This is a genomic window from Oerskovia enterophila (genome assembly GCF_001692445.1).
Taxonomy (GTDB): domain Bacteria; phylum Actinomycetota; class Actinomycetes; order Actinomycetales; family Cellulomonadaceae; genus Oerskovia; species Oerskovia enterophila.
In genome coordinates, this window is sequence record NZ_MAQA01000019.1 from 1 (window position 1) to 21,523 (window position 21,523).

A 21,523-nucleotide genomic window follows, 5' to 3' on the forward strand; every position below is an offset into this window, starting at 1 on the left:
GGGTGCGGACCGGGGTGCGGGTCGACGGGCCGGACGCGGAGGTGCCGCCGGGTGCGCGGGCGGACGAGGGGGCTCGGGCGGCTGATGCTGCTCGGGCGGGGTCCGGTGACGACCTCGGGGGAGGAGGGCGCGGCGCGGTGACCGACGGTGCTGCGGCCGACGGTACTGCGGCCGACGGTGCCGCCGCTGACGTGGTCGGAGCTGCTCCGACCGTCGAGGAGGCGACCGACCGGGCCGTGGCCCGGCTCAACATCTTCACCTACGTCGGCGCCGTGCTCGGTGGAGCGATGACGGGGGTCTTCGCGACGACCGACGCGCTGCGGCTGGGGTTCGGGGTGCTGGCCGTGCTGGCGCTCGCGACGGTCGTGCTTGCGGGGCGCTTCCGTGAGGCGGTGCTTCCCGCTGGTCCGTCAGCGCGAGGGTGATGGTGCGCTGATCCGGGCGGGGCTGGCGGGGCACGGGCCACGGACTAGTTGTCAGAACTGGGCCGGTGGATGGCCCGGTGTACTTCTGACAACTTGGCGTCGCGGGGGTCGCGGGGGTCACGGGCTGCGCGCGGCGGGTGCCGCGGAGGAGTTGTCAGAACTGGGCCGGTGGATGGCCCGGTGTGGTTCTGACGACGTGGCGCCGGGGTCGTGACGAGCGTCTCGCGTCCCCGTTTTCGCCCGTGTGGGTGGCGTGGGGTTTGATGGCCGGGTGCTGACGATCGCTACTGCCAACGTGAACGGGATCCGTGCCGCCTACCGTCGAGGGATGGACGCCTGGGTCGCCTCGCGGACCCCGGACGTCATGCTCCTCCAGGAGGTTCGCGCGCCTGACGAGATCCTGAACGAGCTCCTGGGCGAGGGCTGGCACATCGCCCACCAGGCGTGCGACATCAAGGGCCGGGCCGGTGTCGCGGTCGCGTCACGGCTGCCCGTGACGGCCGTACGGATCGGCCTGGGCAAGGGCGAGCCGGAGCCGCCTGTGGACACGGGCCGCTGGGTCGAGGCGGACCTCGAGCTGCCCTCCGGCGAGAAGCTCACGGTCGTCTCGACCTACATCCACTCCGGTACGGCCGGCACGCCCAAGATGGACGAGAAGTACGCCTACCTGGAGAAGGTCACCGAGCGCCTGCGGGAGCTCTCGGCCGCGGGGGGCCTCGTCGTCGTGGCAGGTGACCTGAACATCGCGCACAAGAACGTCGACATCAAGAACTGGAAGGGCAACCAGAAGTCCGCGGGCTTCCTGCCCGAGGAGCGGGCCTACCTCGACACCTGGTTCGACGACCTGGGGTTCGTGGACCTCGGGCGGCGTCACGGTGGCGAGGGGCCCGGCCCGTTCACCTGGTGGTCCTGGCGCGGTCAAGCCTTCGTCAACGACTCGGGCTGGCGCATCGACTATCAGCTCGCGTCCCCGGTCCTGGCCGAGCACGCGGTCAAGGTCGAGGTCGACCGCGCCGACGACTACGAGAGCCGCTGGAGCGACCACGCCGCGCTGGTCGCGACGTACGACCTCTGACCCGTCCCGTCCCGTCCGGGGTCAGTCGTGGGCCGGGATCGGCAGCTCGGTCATGCGTGACAGCGGCGACAGGAGGACCGGCAGCGCGCCCAGCGTCATGACGACGGCCCCGATCCAGAGCGCTGGAGCCACGCCCCACACGGTCCCGATCCACCCGCCGAGCAGCCCGCCGATCGGGATGGGGCCCCACACGATGAAACGGGCCGAGGCGTTCATGCGGCCCAGCAGCGCGGGCGGGCACAGGCGCTGACGGAAGCTCACCTGCGCGACGTTGTAGACGACGACCGCCAGGTTGAACACGAAGCCTCCGACCACGAGCACGACTGGGACCAGCGTGGACCCTGCGCCCGTGACCGCCACGACGGCCGCGGCGGGCGTGATGGCGTAGGACAGGCCGGTGAACACCGCCGAGACCGGGATGATCCGGGCGGGGCCGACCCAGCGGGACGCGCGGTCGGCCAGGACCGCGCCGAGGAGCCCGCCGGCGGCGCTCGCCGAGAGCACGACGCCGTACGTCGCAGTCCCGACGTCGAGCGTGCGCAGGGCGAAGATGACCACGACCGCGTTGCCGATCGCCCCACCCAGGTTGCTGAGCGACGTGCAGGCGAGGATCCGCCGGAGCAACGGTTCGCTCGCGACGAAGCGCAGCCCCTCGGCGATCTCGGTGCGCAGCGGACGCCGGTTCTCCGGGCTGGGCAGGTCCTCACGGTGGCTGATCCGCGCCATCGCGAGCGCGCTCGCGAGGTAGGTGCCGACGGTCGCGACCATCACGAGGGGAGCGGACAGCACGCGCAGCGCGACCCCGCCGATCGCGGGGCCGGCGATCATCGCGACGGACTGGGTCGCCTGGAGCTTGGAGTTGCCCTCGACGACGTGGTCGAGCCCGACGAGGCCGGGCACGTAGCTCTGGTGCGCGACGTCGAAGAAGAGGCTGAAGGTGCTGATGACCACGGCGGCACCGATGAGCAGCGCCATGCTCGCGTTCCCCGTGAGGGCCGCGACGACCACGACCGAGAGGATCGCCGCGCGGGCGAGGTCGGCCGCGACGAGCACGCGGCGCTTGCGCATGCGGTCGACCCACGCCCCGGCCGGCAGGCTGAGGAGCAGGAACGCCGCGGTCTCCGCCGCGTTGAGGGCCCCATCTGCCACTCGGTCGCGTGCAGGTGGGACACGGCGAAGATCGGGAGGACAAAGCCCGTGAGCTGCGCGCCGAGCTGCCCCAGCGCGTCTCCGCCCCACAGGTAGCGGAAGTCGCGGTGGTGGATCAGGCTGCGCGGGGACGCGGCTGTGCGCACCTGCGGTTCGTCGGACGTCATGCGGAACAGCGTGCTGCAAGTGATTGAGAAATGTCAATCAGTTAGCCTGTGGGGGTGACCCCGGACCGTACGAACCCCTCCGCAGAGCAGGAACCCGCGACCGGACCCGTCGCCGCCACCACGGGCCGCGGTGCCCACGCGCCGACGGCCGACCTGCCCACGACGGGCGACTCGGTCGCCGAGCGAGACGCCGACGCGCGCGCTCTGGCGTCGACCCTGCGGGTGCGGATCCTGCGCATCTGCCTCGACGAGCCGCGGACCAACAAGGAGATCGCCCAGCTCCTCGGCAAGAATCCGGCAACGACGCTCCACCACGTCCGGACGCTCGTGGCGCGGGGGTTCCTGGCCGCGCAACCTGCGCGCACCGGAGCGCGCGGGGCGCGAGAGGTGCCGTACCTCGCGACAGGCAGGTCGTGGACCGCCGACCTGGGACCCGGCGGGCAGCAGGTGCTGCTCGATGCCTTCCTCGAGGAGCTGTCGGCGGCCGACCCGGCGAGCGTCGACATGGGGCGACTCGGGCTGCGGCTCGATGCCGAAGGCCGGGAGGAGCTCTCGCGACGTCTCAACGAGGTGCTCGAGGACTTCCGGCAGCGCGAGCCGGCGGCTGACGGCGAGCCGTGGTCGGTGTTCGTCGCCATCCACCACGACACGAGCCGCGACCCGCGCTGAGTCCACGATCCTGGTTCGACTCGCCGTGCGTGTCATAGCAGGATCGTGCACCCAGCGCGGCGGCGTCGATCGATCCACCTCTCAATCTGTCTAGTAACTTGCAACTTTTGGTTGACAGCGAGCAAAAGCCTCCCTAGGGTCCGAGAAGTCATCGCTGACCCGTCTTCAAGGAGGAAGATCTCCAGTGCGAATCCCCTCACGCCATCGAAGAGGCCTCTCCGGCCTGCTCGGGGCCTCTCTGCTCGTCCCCCTCGCCTTCGTCGGGACGCTTCCATCCGCTCAGGCTGCCGAGGAGATGGAGCCCGGCGTCACGCTGCGTACCTTCCAGCTCGCGCAGGACCCCGGCTCGGTGTGCACCCTCAAGTCGGGGACCACGCCCAACGTCGACAAGCTCATGCCGACGATCGACTGGAGCACCCCGGAGCAGTTCGGTGCGTCCGACCGCTTCATCTCCCACGCCTTGGCGACGCTCACGGTGCCTGCTGACGGCGAGTACTCGTTCCGTGTGACGAACGACGACGGCGCTCTGGTCTACATCGACGACCAGCTCGTGCTCGAGAACGACGGCCCGAACGACTCGACCTCGGTCGAAGGCGCGATCACCCTGACCGCGGGCGCTCACGACCTGCGCGTCGAGTACTACGAGGGGACGGACAAGCAGCGCCTGACGCTCGCGTGGAAGACCCCCGGAGCCACGTCGTTCGTGGTCGTCCCCACGTCGGTGCTGAGCACCGAGGCCAACGTCGTGCGCGTGACCGCGCCGGGCAACAAGTACTGCGAGGGAGCGACGGACACCTCGGGCGACGGCCTGCGCCTGGACACCGTCAACCCGAACTACGAGCTCGTCGACCTGCGTCCTGCGGGCTTCGAGCCCAAGGTCTCGGGCCTCGCGTTCACCCCGGACGAGAAGCTGGCCGTGGTGACCACGGGTGACGTGAGCTCCGGTGGCTGGCGGCCCAACCCGACGTCGGGCGAGGTGTACCTCCTCGACGGCGTGATCGACGCGACCGGCCCCGAGGACGTCACGGTGACGAAGGTCGCCGACCAGCTCCTCAACCCCATGGGCATCGAGGTCATCGAGGACTCGATCTTCGTCTCCGAGCGGTACCAGCTCACGCAGCTCACCGACCCGGACGGCGACGGCTTCTACGACACGCACACCAAGATCGCCGGGTGGCCCGACGGCGGCAACTTCCACGAGTTCGCGTTCGGCCTGATCCACGACGAGAACTACTTCTACGTCAACCTCTCGGTCGCGATCGACAACGGTGGCGCGACGACCACCCCGCAGCCTGCAGCCAACCGTGGCACGTCGATCAAGATCGACCGCGCAACGGGTGAGGTCACCTACGTCGCGGGCGGCCTGCGCACCCCGAACGGGATCGGCTTCGGCCCCGAGGGTGCGATCTTCGGGACGGACAACCAGGGCGCGTGGCTCCCTGCGAACAAGCTCGTCCACATCGAGCAGGACAAGTTCTTCAACCACTTCACGACCCCTGCCGGGAAGTTCGACGCGAACCCTGTGTCACAGCCCGCGCTGTGGCTCCCGCAGAACGAGATCGCCAACTCCCCGGGCAACCCGATCCTCGTCGAGGACGGCGAGTTCGCCGGGCAGATGCTCCTCGGTGACGTCACCTACGGCGGACTCCAGCGCGCGTTCCTCGAGAAGGTCGACGGCGAGTTCCAGGGTGCGGTCTTCCGCCACACCGCGGGTCTCGAGGTCGGCGCCAACCGTGTCATCACGGGCCCCGACGGCGCGCTGTACGTCGGCGGCACGGGCGAGGGCGGCAACTGGGGCGAGTCCGGCAAGCTGCGTTTCGGCCTGCAGAAGCTCTCCCCGGTCAACGAGGACTCGTTCGACATGAAGGAGATGCGCGTCGTCGAGGGCGGGTTCGAGATCGAGTACACCGACCCGGTGTCCGACGCCGTCGTGGCGAAGCTGGCCGACGCCTACGCGCTCAAGCAGTGGCGCTACGTGCCGACGCAGCAGTACGGCGGACCCAAGGTCGACGAGTCGCCGCTGTTCGTCACCGACGCCACGGTGTCCGAGGACCGGACGACGGTCACGCTCAAGGTCGACGGTCTCAAGCCCGGCCACGTCGTGCACCTGCGTTCGCCGCGTCCGTTCGCGTCGGACGAGGGCGCCGAGCTCCTGAGCACCGAGGCCTGGTACACGCTCAACTCGCTGCCGGGCTACGTCGCTCCGGCAGACCGCGGCTGGTACGAGGCCGAGGAGGCGCAGCCGCTCGGCAGCTCGAGCCTCGGCTCGGACCACAGCAACTACTCCGGCTCCGGCTTCGCGGCCGGGATGCAGAACGTCGGCTCTGGCCGCACGTTCGCCGTGACGGTTCCCGAGGCGGGCACCTACCCGCTCAACCTGCGCTACGCGAACGGCATCCACCCGTACACCGAGCTGCGCGCCAAGGACGTCTCGCTCTACGTCAACGGTCAGAAGGTCGGTCCGTGGACCCTCCCCACGACGGGCGACTGGAAGGTGTGGGACACGATCACGCGTGACGTCGACCTCGCCGCGGGACACAACACGATCACCCTCAAGTACGACCAGGGCGACCAGGGCAACGTGAACCTGGACGTGCTGTCGATCGGGCAGAACCCCGACATCTGCTCCCCGGCCGACGTCGAGGACGGCTACCGCGGGATCTTCGACGGCACCCTCGCGAGCCTGGCCGACTGGAAGCTCGCGGGCTCCGGGACGTTCGGCCGCCAGGACGACTGCTCGATCCGCACCAACGGCGGCATGGGTCTGCTCTGGTACACGGCCCAGGAGCTCGAGGAGTACTCGCTCAAGCTCGACTGGAAGCTCGTCAAGGACGACAACGGCGGCGTGTTCGTCGGATTCCCGAACCCGGGCAACGACCCGTGGGTCGCGGTCAACCAGGGCTACGAGATCCAGATCGACGCGAGCGACGCGGCCGACCGCACCACGGGAGCGATCTACACGTTCCAGGGCGCTGACGCAGCGGCCGTGACCGCGGCGCTCAAGCCCGTGGGGCAGTGGAACGCGTACGACATCCGTGTCGAGGGAGACCGCATCCGGATCTACCTCAACGACGTGCTCGTCAACGACTTCACGAGCACCGACCCGGCGCGCGACCTGTCGAGCGGCTTCATCGGCATCCAGAACCACGGTGCCGGTGAGACGGTCTCCTACCGGAACATCCGCGTCAAGGACCTGGGCGCCGAGCCCGAGCCCGAGCTCGCGGTGTCCGTGACCGTCCAGCCCAAGTGCGTGGCAGGCAAGGTCACGCTCAACGTGCGTGCCGTCAACGACGACACGGTGCCCGTCGACGTCGTGCTCAGCACGCCGTTCGGCAAGAAGACCATGACCGGCGTCCTGCCGGGCAAGTCGGCCCAGCAGACGTTCGCGACGCGCTCGACCTCGATCGAGGCAGGGACCGCGACCGTGACGGCGACTTCCGGAGGCAAGGAGGTCGTGGTCGAGACGACCTACGACGCGTCGAGCTGCGGCTGACGCATGACCGGGCGGCGGCCGGCATGACCGGCCGCCGCCCCGTGGGGTCGGCAGCAAGCGGCCCCGCGCCAGGTGCATGATGCGGCAGCGACTCGCTCGGCGGGACGCCGCCGCATCGTGCACTCTGCGCAGCGAGACCGCGCACCACCCGGTATCACCCCCGCACGACCGCCGCACCGCAGGTTTGCCCTCGTCGTGCGGCGTCTGTCACCATCTGCCGGGGCGTCGACGACGACGCTCCGTCTGTCGTCGAGAGGTAGTCGACCATGCTCGCGCACCTCGGTCGGGTCACGGTCCGTCTCCGAGCTCTCGTCCTGGCCCTGTGGGTCACGCTCGCTCTGCTGGGGGCGGTGATCGGCGGCGGGGTCTTCGACCGCACGACCGCGGTCGACAGCCTGCCCGCCGGTGCGCCCGCCGCGCAGGCGCAGGCGCTGCTCGACGAGCTCGACCCGCAGGGGCAGACGCTCACGGCCGTCGTCGGCGGCGTCGACTTCTTCACTCCCTCTCTCCTCGAGAGCGGCTATCGCGTCATGCAGGAGGTCCGTGAGATCCCCGGGGTCCTGGAGGTCACGGACGCGTTCACGTCGGGCGGCCTGATCTCGGACGACGGGCTCAGCTCGCTCGTCGTGGTCGAGCTCGACCTCGACCTCACGGACGAGCAGGCCCTCGAGGTCGGGGACCGCGTGGTGGCGGTCCTGCAGACGATCGACGCGCCCGAGGTCGTCGTGGGCGGCGAGCTCATGGCCGAGCGGACGTTCGCCGACATCGCCACGGCCGACGCGGTCGTGGGCGAGTCGGTCGCTCTCGTGGTGCTGTGCGTGGTCCTCGTGCTCGTGCTGGGCGGCCTGCGTGCAGGGCTGCTGCCCGTCGCCGCCGCGCTCGCGTCGATCGCGGCCTCTCTCCTGGCGTTGAGCGCCCTGGCCGGCGTGGTCCCCGTGAGCGAGTTCGCGGTCAACGTGGTGACCCTCCTGGGCCTCGGCCTGGCCGTCGACTACAGCCTCCTGGTCGTCGTGCGGTTCCGGGAGGAGCGCGACCGGTCTCCCGGGGCCACGCTCGAGGAGCTGATGGCCAGGACGGTGTCGACCGCAGGACGGGCGGTCCTCGTGTCGGGGCTGGCCGTCGCGTCGGCGCTCACGGGGCTGCTCGTGCTCGCCGACCCGCTGCTCGCGAGCATGGCGCTGGGCGGCCTGCTCGTGGTCGGTCTGACGACGGTCGCGGGGATCACGCTCGTACCGGCCCTGGTCGCGGTGCTGCACGCGTCGATCCCCGCCCCGCGGACCCGGACCTGGGCACGCCGACGGACGAGGACGGGGGCCGGTCTCCTCGCGCGGTCGGCGTCGTTCGCCCAGCGCAGGCCGGTCGCGGTCACGCTCGGCTCGGCGGCCGTGCTCCTGCTCCTGAGCGCCCCGCTGGCCTCGCTCACGCTGGGGAGCTCGGACGCGCGGTCGCTCCCGCCGGGCACGCAGGAGCGGGTCGCGCAGGAGAAGGTCGAGCAGGACTTCGACGTCCTGGGGGTCCAGCCCGTCACTCTCCTCCTGGGGGCCCCCGTCGAGGACCCGCAGGTCCGGTCGCTGCTCGACGCGGTCTACGGGCTGCCGGTCGTCGAGGACGTCCAGCACCTGGAGGACTTCCCGGCCGACGTGACGGTCGCGGAGGTGACCCCCGACGGCACGGCCACGGGCGAGGAGGCGCAGTCCGTGGTCCGGTACGTCCGAGGGCTCGACGTGCCGTTCTCGGTGCAGGTCGCCGGGCCGGCGGCCGAGCTCGTCGACGCCACCCAGCAGTCGCGGGACCGGCTCCCGTGGGCGTTCGCCGCGGTCGTGCTGCCCGCCATGCTCCTGCTGGGCTGGCTCACCCGGTCGGTCGTGGTCCCGCTCAAGGCGCTGGTCCTGAACCTGCTCGCGCTGACCGCGTCGCTCGGGGTGCTCGTCGCGGTCTTCCAGTGGGGCTGGGGCGCGCGGTTCCTGGGCTTCGAGCCCACGGGCACGATCGACGCCACGAGTCCCGCGCTGCTGTTCGTCTTCCTGTTCGGCCTGTCGATGGACTACGAGGTGTTCCTCCTCGCGCGCATCTCGGAGGAGTGGCGTCGACGGACCGGGGACGACCGCCGCGCGAACGACCGGGCCGTCCTCGCGGGCGTCGTGGCGTCGGGTCCTGTCATCACGGTCGCGGCCGTGTCGATCGGGATCGTGTTCGCGGGCTTCGCGCTGGGCGACCTCGTGGCCATGAAGGAGATCGGTGTGGGGATGGCCGTCGCGGTCCTGCTCGACGTCACGATCGTCCGCGGCCTGCTGCTCCCGGCCTCGATGTCGCTCATGGGACGCTGGAACTGGTGGTTCCCGGGCGGGCGGAGGGGCCCAGGCCGCGGCGTCGAGCCGGACGGGGTGCGCGGCGAGGAGCCCTCGCCGCGCACCCTCGTGGGCAGCGGTGCGTCAGCAGGCGCCGGCCGGGGCTGACGGCACGGCCAGGAGGAACCCGGGCGCCCCGAGGCCCGCGCGGGCGAAGGCGCCGGCCACGGCGTCCGCGACCGCGGACGCACGCTCGGCCGGGACCAGCGCGATCGCGGACCCCCCGAACCCGCCGCCCGTCATGCGGGCTCCCAGCGCGCCGGCGTCGCGTGCGGCCTCGACCGCGACGTCGAGCTCGGTCGCGGAGACCTCGTAGTCGTCGCGCAGGGACGCGTGGGACGCGTCCATGAGCGGCCCGACGTCGGAGGCTCGCCCCGCGCGCAGCAGCGACACCAGGTCCTGGGTCCGGGCGATCTCGGTCACGACGTGGCGCACGCGGCGGCGCGAGACGTCGTCGGGCAGCCGGTCGAGCGCCGCGGCGAGGGCCTCGGCGGCCGCGGCCTCGCGGGCCGCCGCGTCTCCCTCGGCAGCGCCGGCAGCGATGACCGAGTCCGCGAGCTCGCGCAGGTTCGCGAGCCCCAGGGTCGCGGCGGCCGCCTCGCACGTCGCACGTCGCTGCGCGTACTGGCCGTCGACCAGCGCGTGCTCGGCCCGGGTGTCGATCACGAGCAGCGCGAGCCCCTCGGCCGCGAGGTCGAACGGGATCTGCTCGACGGCGTCGACCGGGTCGAGCCCCGGCCGGCAGTCGAGGAGCAGCGCATGGCCCGCGGCGCAGCGCAGCGAGGCCGACTGGTCCATGCCGCCCGTCGGGGCGCCCGCGACCTCGTTCTCGGCGCGGATCGCGGCGGCTGCGAGCGTCGCCCGCCCGGCGTCGGTGGCCGCGAGACCCAGGCCGGCGACGTCGTCGATCCCGACCGCGACCGAGCACTCGAGCGCGGCCGACGACGACAGGCCCGCGCCGTAGGGCACGCACGAGTCGACCACGGCGTCGAAGCCACGGATGGTCTCGGCCGAACCGCCGGTCGCCTCGAGGTGCTGCCCGAGCGCCCAGGCGACCCCGGCCACGTACGCGGCCCAGCCGGTCACGGCTCCGGGTGCGACGTCCTCGAGCCGCCCGGTCCACGCGGCGCCGGGCTCCTGGGCCGAGGCGAGACGCACGACCGAGTCGGTCCGGGGGCGCAGCGCGACGTACGTGCGGTGGGGGAGCGCGATGGGCAGGCACAGCCCGGCGTTGTAGTCGGTGTGCTCGCCGATGATGTTGACGCGCCCCGGCGCGGCGTAGACGCGGACCTCGGGGGCACCGTCCGCCTCGTCCCCGCCTTCCGTGCCGTCCGCGGGGTACGCGGCCGCGAAGGCCTGCCGGACGCGGTCCGCACCGACGTCGTCGGGCCAGGACTCGACCCACTGTGCCGCCGGGGCCGGGGCGAGCGCCTGCAGGCGCGCCGCGATCCGCTCGGGGGTGGTGTCGCTGACCCACGCGCCCATGCCCGACTCCGAGCCCGCGAGGTACTTGAGCTTGCCCGGTGCGCGCAGCACGGAGAAGACCTGCAGGTGCAGGCGCGAGAGCTCGCGCCCCTCGCGCACCGGGGCCTGGTGCCAGGCAGCGATGTAGGGCAGGGGGACGGGCGCGCCGTCGGGCCCCTCGAAGAACAGGTCGAGGCGGCGCAGGAGCTCGAGGTAGGCGACCGCGAGGTCGTCGCGCTCGGCGTCGGTGAGCGCGGGGAGGTCGGGCACGTCCCGGCGCGGCGCGACGTGCACCTCGACGGGCCACCGGGCCGCGAAGGGCACGTAGGCGACCCAGTGCTCGGTCTCCAGGACGATCCGGCGGCCGTCCGCGAGCTCGGCGTCGAGGACGTCGCGCAGCAGGTTGCCGCCCGTGCGCTCGTGGTGCGCGCGGGCCTGCTCGAGCATCGCGCGGGTCGTGGGCGTGATGTACGGGTAGCCGTAGATCTGGCCGTGCGGGTGGTGCAGGGTGACGCCGATCTCCTGGCCGCGGTTCTCGAAGCAGAAGACCTGCTCGACGCCGGGCTCGCGTCCGAGGGCCTCGGTGCGGTCGGCCCACGCGTCGATGATGGTGCGCACGCGCTGCGGGGGCAGCGCGCCGAACGACGACGAGTGGTCGCTCGAGAAGACGATGACCTCGCAACGGCCCGACGCCGGAGCGCGGGTCTCGAGGGTCCCCTCGCCCTCGAGCGCTCCTTCGACGTCGGAGACGCCCGGCACGAACTGCAGCGACGGGAAGCGGTTCTCGAAGACCACGACGTCGTAGTCGGTGTCCGGGACCTCGCCGTCCGAGTAGGCCGCGCCGGGGCGGGCCGGGCACAGCGGGCACGAGTCCGCAGCGGGCAGGAACGTGCGGTTCATGCGGTGCGCGGCCATCGGGATCCAGTCGCCCGAGAGCGGGTCGAGGCGCATCTCGGGGCCCGTATAGGGGTGCTCGTGCCCGTCGGGGCCGGTCACGGCGGCGAACCGGTCGCCCAGCGGCCGGGGGTCGTCGAGCCGACGCGTGAGCTCGCCCGCGACGTACGCGGGCGAGTCGTCGAAGTAGACGAGCTCGCGGCCGTCGGCCAGGCGGGTCGGGGTGCGGCGCAGGTGCTGGTTCATCGGGAGGTACGACCGTCCTGGGGTGCGGGGGTGGGTGGGGTCTGGGTGGGCTGTGACTGCGGGGCCGGCGGACCATCGGGCGGAGAGGCGACCACGAGCTGCTCGACGACGTCGCGCGCGGCCTCCTGGTCGGAGGCCGGGAGGGCGTCGTCGGTCACGAGCACGTCGACCTGGTCGAGCCGTGCGAAGACGCTCAGGCCCGTGGTGCGCCACTTGGTGTGGTCGGCGAGCACGACGGTGCGTCCCGCGATCGCGACCAGGGCGCGGTCGGTCGCGGCCTCGTCGAGGTTGGGCGTCGTCAGCCCCGCCTCGACGCTCACGCCGTGCGCGCCCAGGAAGGTCTGGTCGACGCGCAGGCTCGCGAGCGCGGCCTCGGTGAGGGGACCGACCAGGGCGTCCGACGGCGTGCGCGACCCGCCCGTGAGCACGGTCTCGAGCTGCGGGTCGCCCGCGCGGTACAGGGCCTCGGCGACCGGGAGCGAGTTGGTCACGACGGTCAGGGGGCGCAGCCGCGGGTCCGCGGCGATCTCGACCGCGAGCAGGTGCGTCGTGGTGCCTGCCGACAGGGCGATCGAGGAGCCGGGGGAGACGAGGCGGACGGCGGCACGGGCGATCGCGCGCTTCTCGTCGAGAGCGAGCGCGCTCTTGGCCTCGAACCCGGGCTCGTGCGACGTGGCCTGCGGGGAGACCGCGCCTCCGTGGACCTTGCGGAGCAGTCCCTGCTCGGCGAGCTCGAGGAGGTCGCGGCGCACGGTCATGTCCGAGACGCCGAGCTCCTGGGTCAGGTCGGCGATCCTGACGGCTCCGTGGTCGCGGAGCCCCGCGAGGATGCGTTCGTGGCGCTGGGAGGCGAGCATGCTGCCATGGTGACACATTCGAACAGAAAGCAACAAGAGCCAACATGGCCGGCACCGAGGCGGGGCGTAGCTCTGGGTTCGGCGGGTGGGCGAACCGGTGACGGCGGACGGCGAACGGGCCGTGTCGGGCACGTTCCGTGGCGCACGACGGCCGCCCACCCCGCGAGGTGGACGGCCGTCGTGGGGAGACGAACGCTAGATCCCTCCCCGCAGTGCGGCGATCGGCTCGATCGCCGCCGCCTTGAGCGCCGGATAGGTCCCGGCGAGGAGCCCGATCACGCCACCGAGGAGCGCCGAGCCGATCGCGACCCAGATGTCCAGGATGGGTGTCCAGTCCTGGACGACCGAGACGATCACCACGGTGAACACCCCGAGCGACGCACCCACCAGTCCGCCGAGGAGGCCGATCACGACGGACTCCACCACGAACTGCCCGGCGATGTCCCGCTTGGTCGCACCGAGCGCGCGCCGGAGCCCGATCTCCCCGACCCGTTCCATGACCGACAGCAGCGTCACGTTCGCGATCCCGAGACCACCGACGAGCAGCGCGATGCCGCCCAGGGCGAGGAAGATCGCGTTGATATCAGCCTGGACGTCCTGCTGGAGCTTCGAACCGTCAGCCGGTGCCTGGACCTTGAACACCTCGGGGGAGTTGGGGTCCAGGGCGACCGGGGCCTGCTCGGCGACCAGGCTCCCCGCCCCGGTCTCGATGTGGATCTGCAGCTCCTCGGGCGGACCCGCCGCGAAGTCCTGCTGGGCCGTGCCCGCGGGCAGGACCACGGCGTCGAGCAGGTCGGTGCGTCGCTTCACGTCGGAGAAGATCCCGATCACGGTGTACGCGTTCTCGCCGATGAAGATCGACGGCTGGCTGTCGACCCGGTTGATGCCGAGCCGTTCGGCGGCACGCTCTCCGAGCACCACGACCCGGTCCTTGCGGGCGTCGTGCCCCTCGTCGAAGAAGCGACCCGTGACGACCTGGCCGCGGACGGCGTCGAGCAGGCCTCCCGTGCCGGCGAGGACCTGCGGGGTGGACTTCGCTGCCACCGACGGGTCGTTGACGGGCACGGCGGTCACCCGGCTCTCGCCGACGTCGACCACCGCGACCAGGCCGGCATCGAGGACGCCGTTGATCTGCGCGACCCGCTGCGCTCCGTCCCAGGGGATGCGGCCCTTGGGACGGTCCTCGCCGGACATGGTCTGGGTCTTCTCGGGGACCACGACGACCTGGGTCGCGGCCACGGCGTCGAACTGGCGGCTGATCTGGCCCGCGGCGGTCTGCGCGAGACCGACCGTGATCACGACCGACGCGATGCCGAGGACCGTGCCGAGGATCGTCAGGACCAGGCGCCCGGGCCGGGCTCCGATCCCGTGCGCGGCCTCGGCGAACAGGTCCCTGGCGTTGAAGCGGTCCCGAGCCCGCCCTCGGTGGACCCTCGGGGACGGGGCGCCGTTCTTGCGCTCGGTCAGCCGCTCGCGGAGCGGTCGTAGGAGCCCCATCAGTCGAGCTCCGTGAGCCGGCCGTCGGCGATGCGCACCCGTCGCCGGGCCCGTGCGGACACGGCCGGGTCGTGGGTGATCACGACGAGCGTGAGGCCGTCGGCGTGCAGCTCGTCGAACAGCTCCATGATCTCGACCGAGTTCGTCGAGTCGAGGTTTCCCGTCGGCTCGTCGGCCAGCAGCAGGTGCGGGCTCGCCACCACCGAACGGGCGATCGCGACGCGCTGGCGCTCCCCACCCGACAGCGTGGTCGGTGTGAAGTCGACGCGGTGCGAGAGGTGGACGCGGTCGAGGGCAGCGCGAGCCCGGTCCTGTCGTTCGGCCCGTGGCACGCCGCTGTAGAGCGTCGCGAGCAGGACGTTGTCGAGCACGGTGCGGTGCGGCAGCAGATGGAACGACTGGAAGACGAAGCCGATCCGTCCGCCCCGCAGGGCGGAGCGCACCGACTCCGAGGCGCGTCCGGTGGGCACGCCGTCGAGCAGGTAGTCGCCCGAGCTCGGTCGGTCGAGCAGACCGAGCAGGTTGAGCAGGGTCGACTTGCCCGAGCCCGAGGGGCCGATGATCGACACGTAGTCGCCCGGGTCGATGCGGAGGTTCACCGACCTCAGGGCGTCGACCACGGGAGGCCCGGGGAAGCTCCGCGTGACGTCGACGAGCTCGACGACCGCGGGGGCTGCCTCGGGCGTGTCGACGCCTGGTGCGGGCGGGCCCGCCGGTCGGCTCTCGCCGTCGTCGAGGACACCCGTCGGAGACCCTGCCCGCCCGTTCAGGCCGAGCCGGTCGAGGTCGCCCGTCACTTGCCGACCACCACCTTGTCGCCCACCTCGAGGGATCCGTCGGACGAGACGATCTCCACGAAGCCACCGGCCGCCAGGCCCGTCTGCACGGCGACGAGCTCGGTGTCGCGGTCCTTGGTGGTGGACGCCTTCGCGTCGCCACGCACGACCTCGACGCGGGACTCGCCCCCGGGGCCGGCGGTCAGCGCGGCGAGCGGAACCGCGAGGACCTCGCCCGCGGTCGAGCTCACCGGGATGGTGAGGCGCACGTTGCTCCCCTGGAGGAGGGTGACCTGCTCGGGGGTCAGGGCGTCGGGCGTGAGCGCGACCGTGAAGCGCGCGCCCTTCGCCGCTCCCGAGCCCGAGTCGCCACCGTTCCCGCCGCTGCCGCCCTTGCCCTCGGCCTCGGCCTTGCGGGCCTCGACCGACACCACGGTCGCGGTCGCCTCGGAGTCGTCCGGAAGGACGAACGTGGCCTTCGCTCCGGGCTGCAGGAGCTCGGCGTCCGAGGCAGCGGCCGAGGCCTCGATCACGAGCGCCGCTCCGGAGACCGCCATGACGGGCCCCGAGATCGTCGCCCCACGCTCGACGAGCACCTCGTCGACCCTGCGCGGCAGGCTCGCGAGGAACAGCACCTCGCTCGCCGGCAGTGCGGTCAAGGTCGCGCTGCGGGCCTCGGAGAGGGCCTTCCTGGCGTCCTCGAGCTGACGCTGGGCCGTCGTGACCGCCGCGGACTGCTCCGCCACGTTCTTCGGCTTGTCGACCTCGGCCCGCTGAGCCTTGGCGAGCCGCAGCTCGTCCTGTGCACCGGCCACGTCGCCCCCCTCGGCCTCGGCCGTCGCGAGAGCCCGCTCGGCAGCGCGTACCGCGTTGTCGGCCTGGAGCTTCTCCACGTCGGTCGCCCCACCCTTGGCAGCCGCGAGAGCGCCCTGGGCGGCGTCCAGGTTCGCCTCGGCGTCCTTGACCCCCTGGGTGGCGCTCTCGACCCCGGCCCGAGCCTCCTCGTCGCTCGCGGGCGAGGGGTAGCCCACCGTGGCATAGAGCTTGTCGACCGCGGCCGCCGTCGAGGCGTCGTAGACGTTGCTGTCGACCTTGCCGGGGTCGATCCCGACGGCCGCGAGCGACGCCTTGAGCTGGCTCACGTCCGGACCCGAGACCCCGACGCGCAGGGTGCGGTAGGCAGGAAGGTCACCGGGCAGCACGACGACCGGACGCCCCGAGACCTCGAGCGCGACCGAGACCTGTCCCAGCTCGGCCCCGACCGTGGGCACCTGACCGGTCACCACGGCCGGGCCGCCGAGGTCCGCCGTCTCGACCTTGACCTGGACGGCGTCGTCGTACTTGACGTCACCCCGCAGGGTCACGTCGTTGGCGATGACCTTCGTCTCGACCGGGACGGTGATGAGACCGGCGGCGGGAGCCTTGGCGTCCGCCGCAGCCTGCGCGGGGGAGACGATCAGGCGGCTCACGAGGATGCCCGCGAGGAGGCTCAGCACTGCGACGCCCGCGACGAGCCAGATGAGTCGGTGCCCGCGCAGCCCGGTGCCCGGCTCCTTCGGAGGCGTGGCGTCCGTGTCCGGCGCCTGACCGGTGTCCTCGGGATCGAGCTCGACCGTCGGTGCGGAGCCTCCGCCGAACAGGTCGTCCGTGGACGCGCTCACTGCGCGACGGGATCGAGGGCCCCTCACTGCTGGGACTCCTTGTAGGCCGCCGCGACGCGGTCGAGCATGTCCTTGTTGTCCTTCATGAACGCGGACTCGAGGTCGAACTGGACGGTCCGCTGGACCTTGTCGTAGCCGACCTTCGTCTTGCACGCGTAGTCCGCCACGGCGGTGTCCTTCTCCTGGTCCTGCAGCGAGGTGAGGTCTTCCTCGCTGGGGCCCTCGGGGTTCTCCCCGGAGTAGAGGTCGTTCGACGCGTTCATGAAGAACTCCGACGGCTCTTCCGGGGTGGCGTAGTCAAAGCCTGCGTCAGCCATGCAGTCGGCCCACTTCGAGGTGACCTCCTCGAGGCGCGGATCGCGGGCGACGTCCTCGTACAGCTTCGTGGTGGCGTCGTTGAACGCCGTCATCTCCTCGGACTCCCAGAGCTCCTGCTGGCCGCCGCTGACCTCCTCCTGCGCGCTCCCGTAGCAGCCCGCCGTCGAGGGGTCGTACTCGGGCATCTCCGCGTCCTCGTCGTACTCCATCGTGGACATCTCGCCGTGGAGAGCGGTGTAGTAGGCGGTCTGCTCCGTCTCGGACATCGCGTCGACGTAGTCCTGGTTCGGGTCGACGTAGGCGTCCATCTCCGCCTGCTCCTCGGCCGACGGCTCCTGATAGATCGTCATGCCGTAGCCGTACTCGGCGGCGTACTTCTCCGGGTCGTCGGTCGGGTTCTCGGAGGACCAGCTCGTCATGCTCTGGTCGACCGGGACGTACTCGAAGCCCTGCTCCGACATGCACGTGGCGACGAGCTCCTCGACCTTGCGCTGCTGCTCCTCCATCTTCTTCTGCTGCTCGTCGCTCTGGAAGTCCCCGTAGACCTCCTCGTAGTACGCCGTCAGAGGACTGTCCTCGTCGGCGGCGGGGGCGCCACCGCCCGAGCACGCGGAGAGGAGGAAGACCCCGGAGAGGCCTAGGGCCGTGACGGCGACGGGGCGGGTCGAAGGTCGACGCATGGTGGATTCCTTTGTTCGGTCGGTACGGACATGTTCGGTTGCTTCGGTCACGTGGGATCGGCACCGGCGCGGAGAGGCTCGACGCCTGTCCTGGGTAGAGGTCGGCCACCGTCGAGGGGGCTCGAGGTGCTCGGGCGTCCGGGCACCGAGCTGCGAGCCCTGCGACGGTGTGCGCGACGGGTCGGCACGTCTCGGGTCTGGTTCCTGGCTCGTGCCGGGGGTGTCGGTCTCGCTGCGGGTCGAGCAGTGCGCAGCCCGCTGCGGGAGCGGCACCAGGTCGCCTCGCTGCGACGGGCCTGGTTCGGGCCGCCGGTCGGCCGCCGTGGGAGACGAGGCTCTGCCGGAGGGGACCAGAGGACGGGAGCGTCGGCGGTGAGCCGGTGTCTGCGGGCTCGTGGCGCCGCTCCGGCGAGCAGCACCCGGTCGGGCGCGGGTGCAGCGGTGCTCATGCGTGGTGTCCCCCCGAGGACGAGCGTCGTCGACACGATGCGCGGTCAGCCTCGCGCGGCACGGTGGAAGCGGACCGACGCGCTCGCCGGCCTGCCACCACCACGTGGATCAGTAGCGGATGGCGTCGATCACCTTGACCCGCACCGCGACGAGCGCGGGGATCAGCCCGGCGAGCGCGCCGACGCTCACCGCGGCGACCATGCCCGTGACGGCGGCCGAGACCGGGAAGCCGGGACGGTCCTGGACGGTCGAGCCCATGAGCGTGTCGAGCGGGACGTTGTGCAGGATCACGACCGCGAGCGAGACGCCCACGACTCCGGCCACGACCGTGGCGACGACGCTCTCCATGAGCACCGAGAAGAAGACCCGACCGGACGAGGCGCCGAAGCTGCGTCGGATGCCGATCTCACGGATCCGGTACCGGACGGTCACGAGCGCGATGTTGACGAGCCCCAGCCCGCCGAGCAGCAGGGCGATCGCACTGACCCCGAGGATGACCCACTTGGTCGCGCCGTCGATCATGCTCATGTCGGGGCTGTCCATGCGGTTGACGTCGACCTGCGTCCCGGGGATCGCTCCCGTCAGGTCGCGGCGGACGGCCTCGGTGAGCACGTCGACCGTGTCCGGGGGGACCCAGAGCTCGAGCGACGGCACGCCGGAGCTCATGAGCGCCTCGGGGGAGGCCCACCGCAGGTGGGACTCCACGAGCATGTAGGCGGACGGGCCTTCGCCGGGCCAGCTGTCCGGGTAGGAGCCGACGACCGTCGCCAGGACCGGGTTCTCGCCCCCGATCACGATGGTCGGGTGGTCCTCGATGCGCTGGCCGAGGGTATCGAGGAACGACTGGTTGACCACGAGGGCGGGGGACAGGTTCTCCTCGTCGGCCTCGGTGAACCACCGGCCGCCGTCGACCACGAACCGGTGCATGGTCGCCCAGTCGGCGCTGACGGCGTTGGTCTGGGCCTGGAGGGTGCCGCTGGGGAAGCGGAACGGGGTCTGGGTCCACATGACCATGGACGAGTGCTCGACCTCGTACCGGGCGACGATGTCGTCGTACGCCGCGACGTACTCCTCGATCCCCGGCATCTCCTGGCCCGTCGGGTACGCACTGACGTTGAGCGTCGCGGGGCGCCCGCTCCATCGCTCGTTGGACTCGGCCGAGACCTGGCGCAGCATGTCGCCGGCCGCGGTGATCGTCGTGATCGCGCAGACCGCCACGGCCACGCCGATCAGGGCCAGAAGCACGCGGAGCTTGTGGACCCGCAGCTCGTCCCAGGCTTCCGCCAGGGCTCCGAAGAATCCGGTCACGAGGCCACCACCGAGTCGCCGAAGAGGTCGTCGAGCGAGTCGCCCGCGCCGGAGGGCGCGCGGCCACGGGCCGCGTCGGCGAGGGGCGCGGACGACGCCACCGCGCCCAGCGGGACGGCGACGTGCTCGGCCTGGTGGTCCTCGCCGTCGGGCACGTGCTCCATGGCCGTGCCCAGCCCGTCGAGCGAACCCGCGCTGCGGGCGCCGATCGCGATGGGCGTGAGGACGCCCTCCGCGAGGCGGAAGTGGCGCTTGGCGCGCGAGGCGACCGCGAGGTCGTGGGTGATGGCGATGAGAGCGGACCCGTTCTCCTGGGCGATCGTGTCGAGCAGGTCCATGACCTCGCCGCCCGTGTCGACGTCGAGCGCGCCCGTGGGCTCGTCGGCGAGGATCACGCGGGGGCCGCGGACGAGCGCGCGGGCGATGGCCACGCGCTGCTGCTCGCCGCCCGAGAGCTTCTCGGGCATGGTGTCGAGACGGTCGCCCAGGCCCACGCGCTCGAGCATCTCGGCGGCGAGCGTCCTGCGGTTCCAGAACTGCTTGCCCTGCGCGTAGAGCAGGGGAGCGGCGACGTTCTCCAGCGCGGTGCGCGCCTGGAGCAGGTTGAACTGCTGGAACACGAATCCGAAGTCCGCCCCGCGCCGGCGCGCGCGGACCCGGCCGGACAGGCGGCCGATCGGGACGCCGTCGAGCAGGAACTCGCCGGCCGTGGGCGTGTCCAGCAGGCCCAGGATGTTCAGGAGGGTCGACTTGCCGGTCCCCGAACGCCCGACGATCGAGACGTGCTCGCCCGCGTCGACCGTGAGGTCGATCCCGCGCAGGATCTCCAGGATCCGGTCGTCGGGGAGACGGACCGACCGGGTCACGCCGTGCAGCTCGAGCAGGCTCATCCGGCCGAGCCCCCGTACATCATGCCCTCGTCGACCGGCGCGACGTCCTGCCCGGGCACGAACTCGAGGACCAGGTCGCCCTCGGCGAGCCCCTCGACGATCTGCACCTGCGTGCCGTCGGTGATGCCGAGCTTCACGGCCTTCTCGGTGTTCGTGCCGTCCTCGGCCACGACCCACACGTTGCCCGTCTCGACCGAGCCCTGGACCGCGGTGATGGGGACCAGCAGGGCGTCCTCGGCCGAGCCCGCGGTCACCTCGAGCTTGGCGGCCAGTCCCGCGAACACGACCGTGCCTGCCGGGACGGCGCACGTGATCGACGCCGAGGGCGTCGCGCCGGGCTCGGTGCCCGGCTCCTCGGTGCCCGCCGCCGGGGCGGCCGCCGCCGTGCCCATGCGCAGCGCGGTGCAGGTGAACGGGGCGGGGCCGCCCGTGACCGTGACCGTCGCCTCGGTGGGGATCGTCAGGAGACGGAACTGCTGCTCGGGGAGCATGGACGCGGTCACCGACAACGTCCCGGGGGACACCGAGGCGAACGTCTCGCCGACGCTCACCTCCTGGTCCTTGATCGCGGTGAACGTCGCGAGGGTCCCGGCCGAGCCGGCCTTCATGGTGGTCCGGGTGACCTTGGGCTTGCGCTCGGTCACCGTCTCCTCGCCCGTCTCCTTGTTGGTGGTGACGAGAGGGTCCTGCGGTGTCTCGAGCGTGACCTCGAGGAGCGGGGCACCGGCCTCGACGACGTCACCGACCTTGGCGTGCACGGCCGTGACCTTGCCGACCTGGGTCACCTTCTCCTGGCCGGCAGGGTCCGCGACGACCGAGCCCGTGAGGGTCACGGTGTTGGTGATGGGGCCCTTGGCGACCTCCACCTGCGGAAGGGTCACGACGGCCGACGGGAACTCGGCGTCGCCCGCCGCCTGGGGGGCCGACTTGAACGCGATCACCACCAGGGTCACCGCGATCACCGCCCAGATCACGAGACGAAGGGCAGGGAAGATGATCCGGCGTGTGACGCCCACGGCAGGTCTCCAGGTGAAATCCGATGAGCCGACAGCTCAAGGTCCAGGCATGCTCTGGGAAGACTAGGGGGTGGGCGAGCGCCCACGTATCCACCTCAGGTATGAGATGGATGCGCGAAAGATCACGATCAGGTCAGGTT

14 protein-coding genes and 2 pseudogenes are annotated in these 21,523 nt (G+C 71.8%); 5 read left to right on the forward strand and 11 right to left on the reverse strand.

Annotated features, from left to right (window positions below; genetic code table 11):
* Positions 1 to 425, forward strand: a pseudogene (locus OERS_RS09295) (hypothetical protein); the annotation flags it as partial.
* A 271-nt stretch (positions 426 to 696) separates the two neighbouring features.
* Entirely contained in the window at positions 697 to 1,500 is an 804-nt protein-coding gene (locus tag OERS_RS09300) for an exodeoxyribonuclease III (RefSeq protein ID WP_068625559.1), read from the forward strand.
* 21 nt (positions 1,501 to 1,521) lie between these two features.
* Here OERS_RS09300 and OERS_RS09305 read toward each other — a convergent pair whose 3' ends face one another.
* A complete protein-coding gene (locus tag OERS_RS09305; protein WP_248948486.1) occupies positions 1,522 to 2,649 on the reverse strand; it encodes an MFS transporter in 1,128 nt (375 codons plus the stop codon).
* A 221-nt stretch (positions 2,650 to 2,870) separates the two neighbouring features.
* On the opposite strand from OERS_RS09305, the gene OERS_RS09310 reads away from it, so the two are divergent.
* From OERS_RS09310 to OERS_RS09320, 3 genes are all read left to right on the forward strand, one after another.
* Entirely contained in the window at positions 2,871 to 3,485 is a 615-nt protein-coding gene (locus OERS_RS09310; protein ID WP_231907685.1) for an ArsR/SmtB family transcription factor, read from the forward strand.
* A 295-nt stretch (positions 3,486 to 3,780) separates the two neighbouring features.
* On the forward strand, positions 3,781 to 6,978 hold the full coding sequence (locus tag OERS_RS09315) for a family 16 glycoside hydrolase (RefSeq protein WP_068625560.1): 3,198 nt from the start codon (positions 3,781 to 3,783) through the stop codon (positions 6,976 to 6,978).
* Positions 6,979 to 7,244: 266 nt separating this feature from the next.
* On the forward strand, positions 7,245 to 9,434 hold the full coding sequence (locus tag OERS_RS09320; RefSeq protein WP_068625561.1) for an MMPL family transporter: 2,190 nt from the start codon (positions 7,245 to 7,247) through the stop codon (positions 9,432 to 9,434).
* Here the strand turns inward: OERS_RS09320 and galK are convergent.
* The 10 genes and pseudogenes from galK to OERS_RS09365 form a co-directional block, all read right to left on the reverse strand.
* Complete coding sequence (gene galK, locus OERS_RS21735) at positions 9,411 to 10,775, reverse strand: galactokinase (RefSeq protein ID WP_409365923.1); 1,365 nt, start codon at positions 10,773 to 10,775, stop codon at positions 9,411 to 9,413. The genes OERS_RS09320 and galK overlap by 24 nt on opposite strands.
* Positions 10,749 to 11,930 (reverse strand): annotated as a pseudogene (galT, locus tag OERS_RS21985) (galactose-1-phosphate uridylyltransferase); the annotation flags it as partial. The pseudogene galT and the gene galK, both read right to left, overlap by 27 nt.
* Positions 11,927 to 12,787, reverse strand: coding sequence for a DeoR/GlpR family DNA-binding transcription regulator (locus OERS_RS09330; protein ID WP_197487019.1), 861 nt, complete (start codon positions 12,785 to 12,787; stop codon positions 11,927 to 11,929). The gene OERS_RS09330 and the pseudogene galT, both read right to left, overlap by 4 nt.
* Before the next feature lie 195 nt (positions 12,788 to 12,982).
* Positions 12,983 to 14,284 carry an ABC transporter permease gene (locus OERS_RS09335; RefSeq protein WP_082848838.1) on the reverse strand — a complete coding sequence of 434 codons (1,302 nt, stop codon included), beginning with the start codon at positions 14,282 to 14,284 and terminating at the stop codon, positions 12,983 to 12,985.
* A complete protein-coding gene (locus OERS_RS09340; RefSeq protein WP_231907684.1) occupies positions 14,284 to 15,081 on the reverse strand; it encodes an ABC transporter ATP-binding protein in 798 nt (265 codons plus the stop codon). The genes OERS_RS09335 and OERS_RS09340 overlap by 1 nt, the downstream gene beginning before the upstream one ends.
* Positions 15,078 to 16,721 carry an efflux RND transporter periplasmic adaptor subunit gene (locus OERS_RS09345; protein WP_248948488.1) on the reverse strand — a complete coding sequence of 548 codons (1,644 nt, stop codon included), beginning with the start codon at positions 16,719 to 16,721 and terminating at the stop codon, positions 15,078 to 15,080. Before OERS_RS09345 ends, OERS_RS09340 begins: the two co-directional genes overlap by 4 nt.
* A gap of 23 nt (positions 16,722 to 16,744) precedes the next feature.
* A complete protein-coding gene (locus tag OERS_RS09350; protein ID WP_068625563.1) occupies positions 16,745 to 17,719 on the reverse strand; it encodes a hypothetical protein in 975 nt (324 codons plus the stop codon).
* A 558-nt stretch (positions 17,720 to 18,277) separates the two neighbouring features.
* Complete coding sequence (locus OERS_RS09355; RefSeq protein WP_068625564.1) at positions 18,278 to 19,477, reverse strand: ABC transporter permease; 1,200 nt, start codon at positions 19,475 to 19,477, stop codon at positions 18,278 to 18,280.
* Positions 19,474 to 20,367 carry an ABC transporter ATP-binding protein gene (locus tag OERS_RS09360; protein ID WP_082848837.1) on the reverse strand — a complete coding sequence of 298 codons (894 nt, stop codon included), beginning with the start codon at positions 20,365 to 20,367 and terminating at the stop codon, positions 19,474 to 19,476. The genes OERS_RS09355 and OERS_RS09360 overlap by 4 nt, the downstream gene beginning before the upstream one ends.
* Complete coding sequence (locus OERS_RS09365; protein WP_068625565.1) at positions 20,364 to 21,383, reverse strand: efflux RND transporter periplasmic adaptor subunit; 1,020 nt, start codon at positions 21,381 to 21,383, stop codon at positions 20,364 to 20,366. Before OERS_RS09365 ends, OERS_RS09360 begins: the two co-directional genes overlap by 4 nt.
* Positions 21,384 to 21,523: the final 140 nt, after the last annotated feature.

Coding starts and splice junctions, on each gene's coding strand:
- OERS_RS09315 (WP_068625560.1), top strand. CDS start 3,781: ATGGAGCCCGGCGTCACGCTGCGTACCTTCCAGCTCGCGCAGGACCCC.
- OERS_RS09320 (WP_068625561.1), top strand. CDS start 7,245: ATGCTCGCGCACCTCGGTCGGGTCACGGTCCGTCTCCGAGCTCTCGTC.
- OERS_RS09330 (WP_197487019.1), bottom strand. CDS start 12,787: ATGCTCGCCTCCCAGCGCCACGAACGCATCCTCGCGGGGCTCCGCGAC.
- OERS_RS09335 (WP_082848838.1), bottom strand. CDS start 14,284: ATGGGGCTCCTACGACCGCTCCGCGAGCGGCTGACCGAGCGCAAGAAC.
- OERS_RS09350 (WP_068625563.1), bottom strand. CDS start 17,719: ATGCGTCGACCTTCGACCCGCCCCGTCGCCGTCACGGCCCTAGGCCTC.
- OERS_RS09360 (WP_082848837.1), bottom strand. CDS start 20,367: ATGAGCCTGCTCGAGCTGCACGGCGTGACCCGGTCGGTCCGTCTCCCC.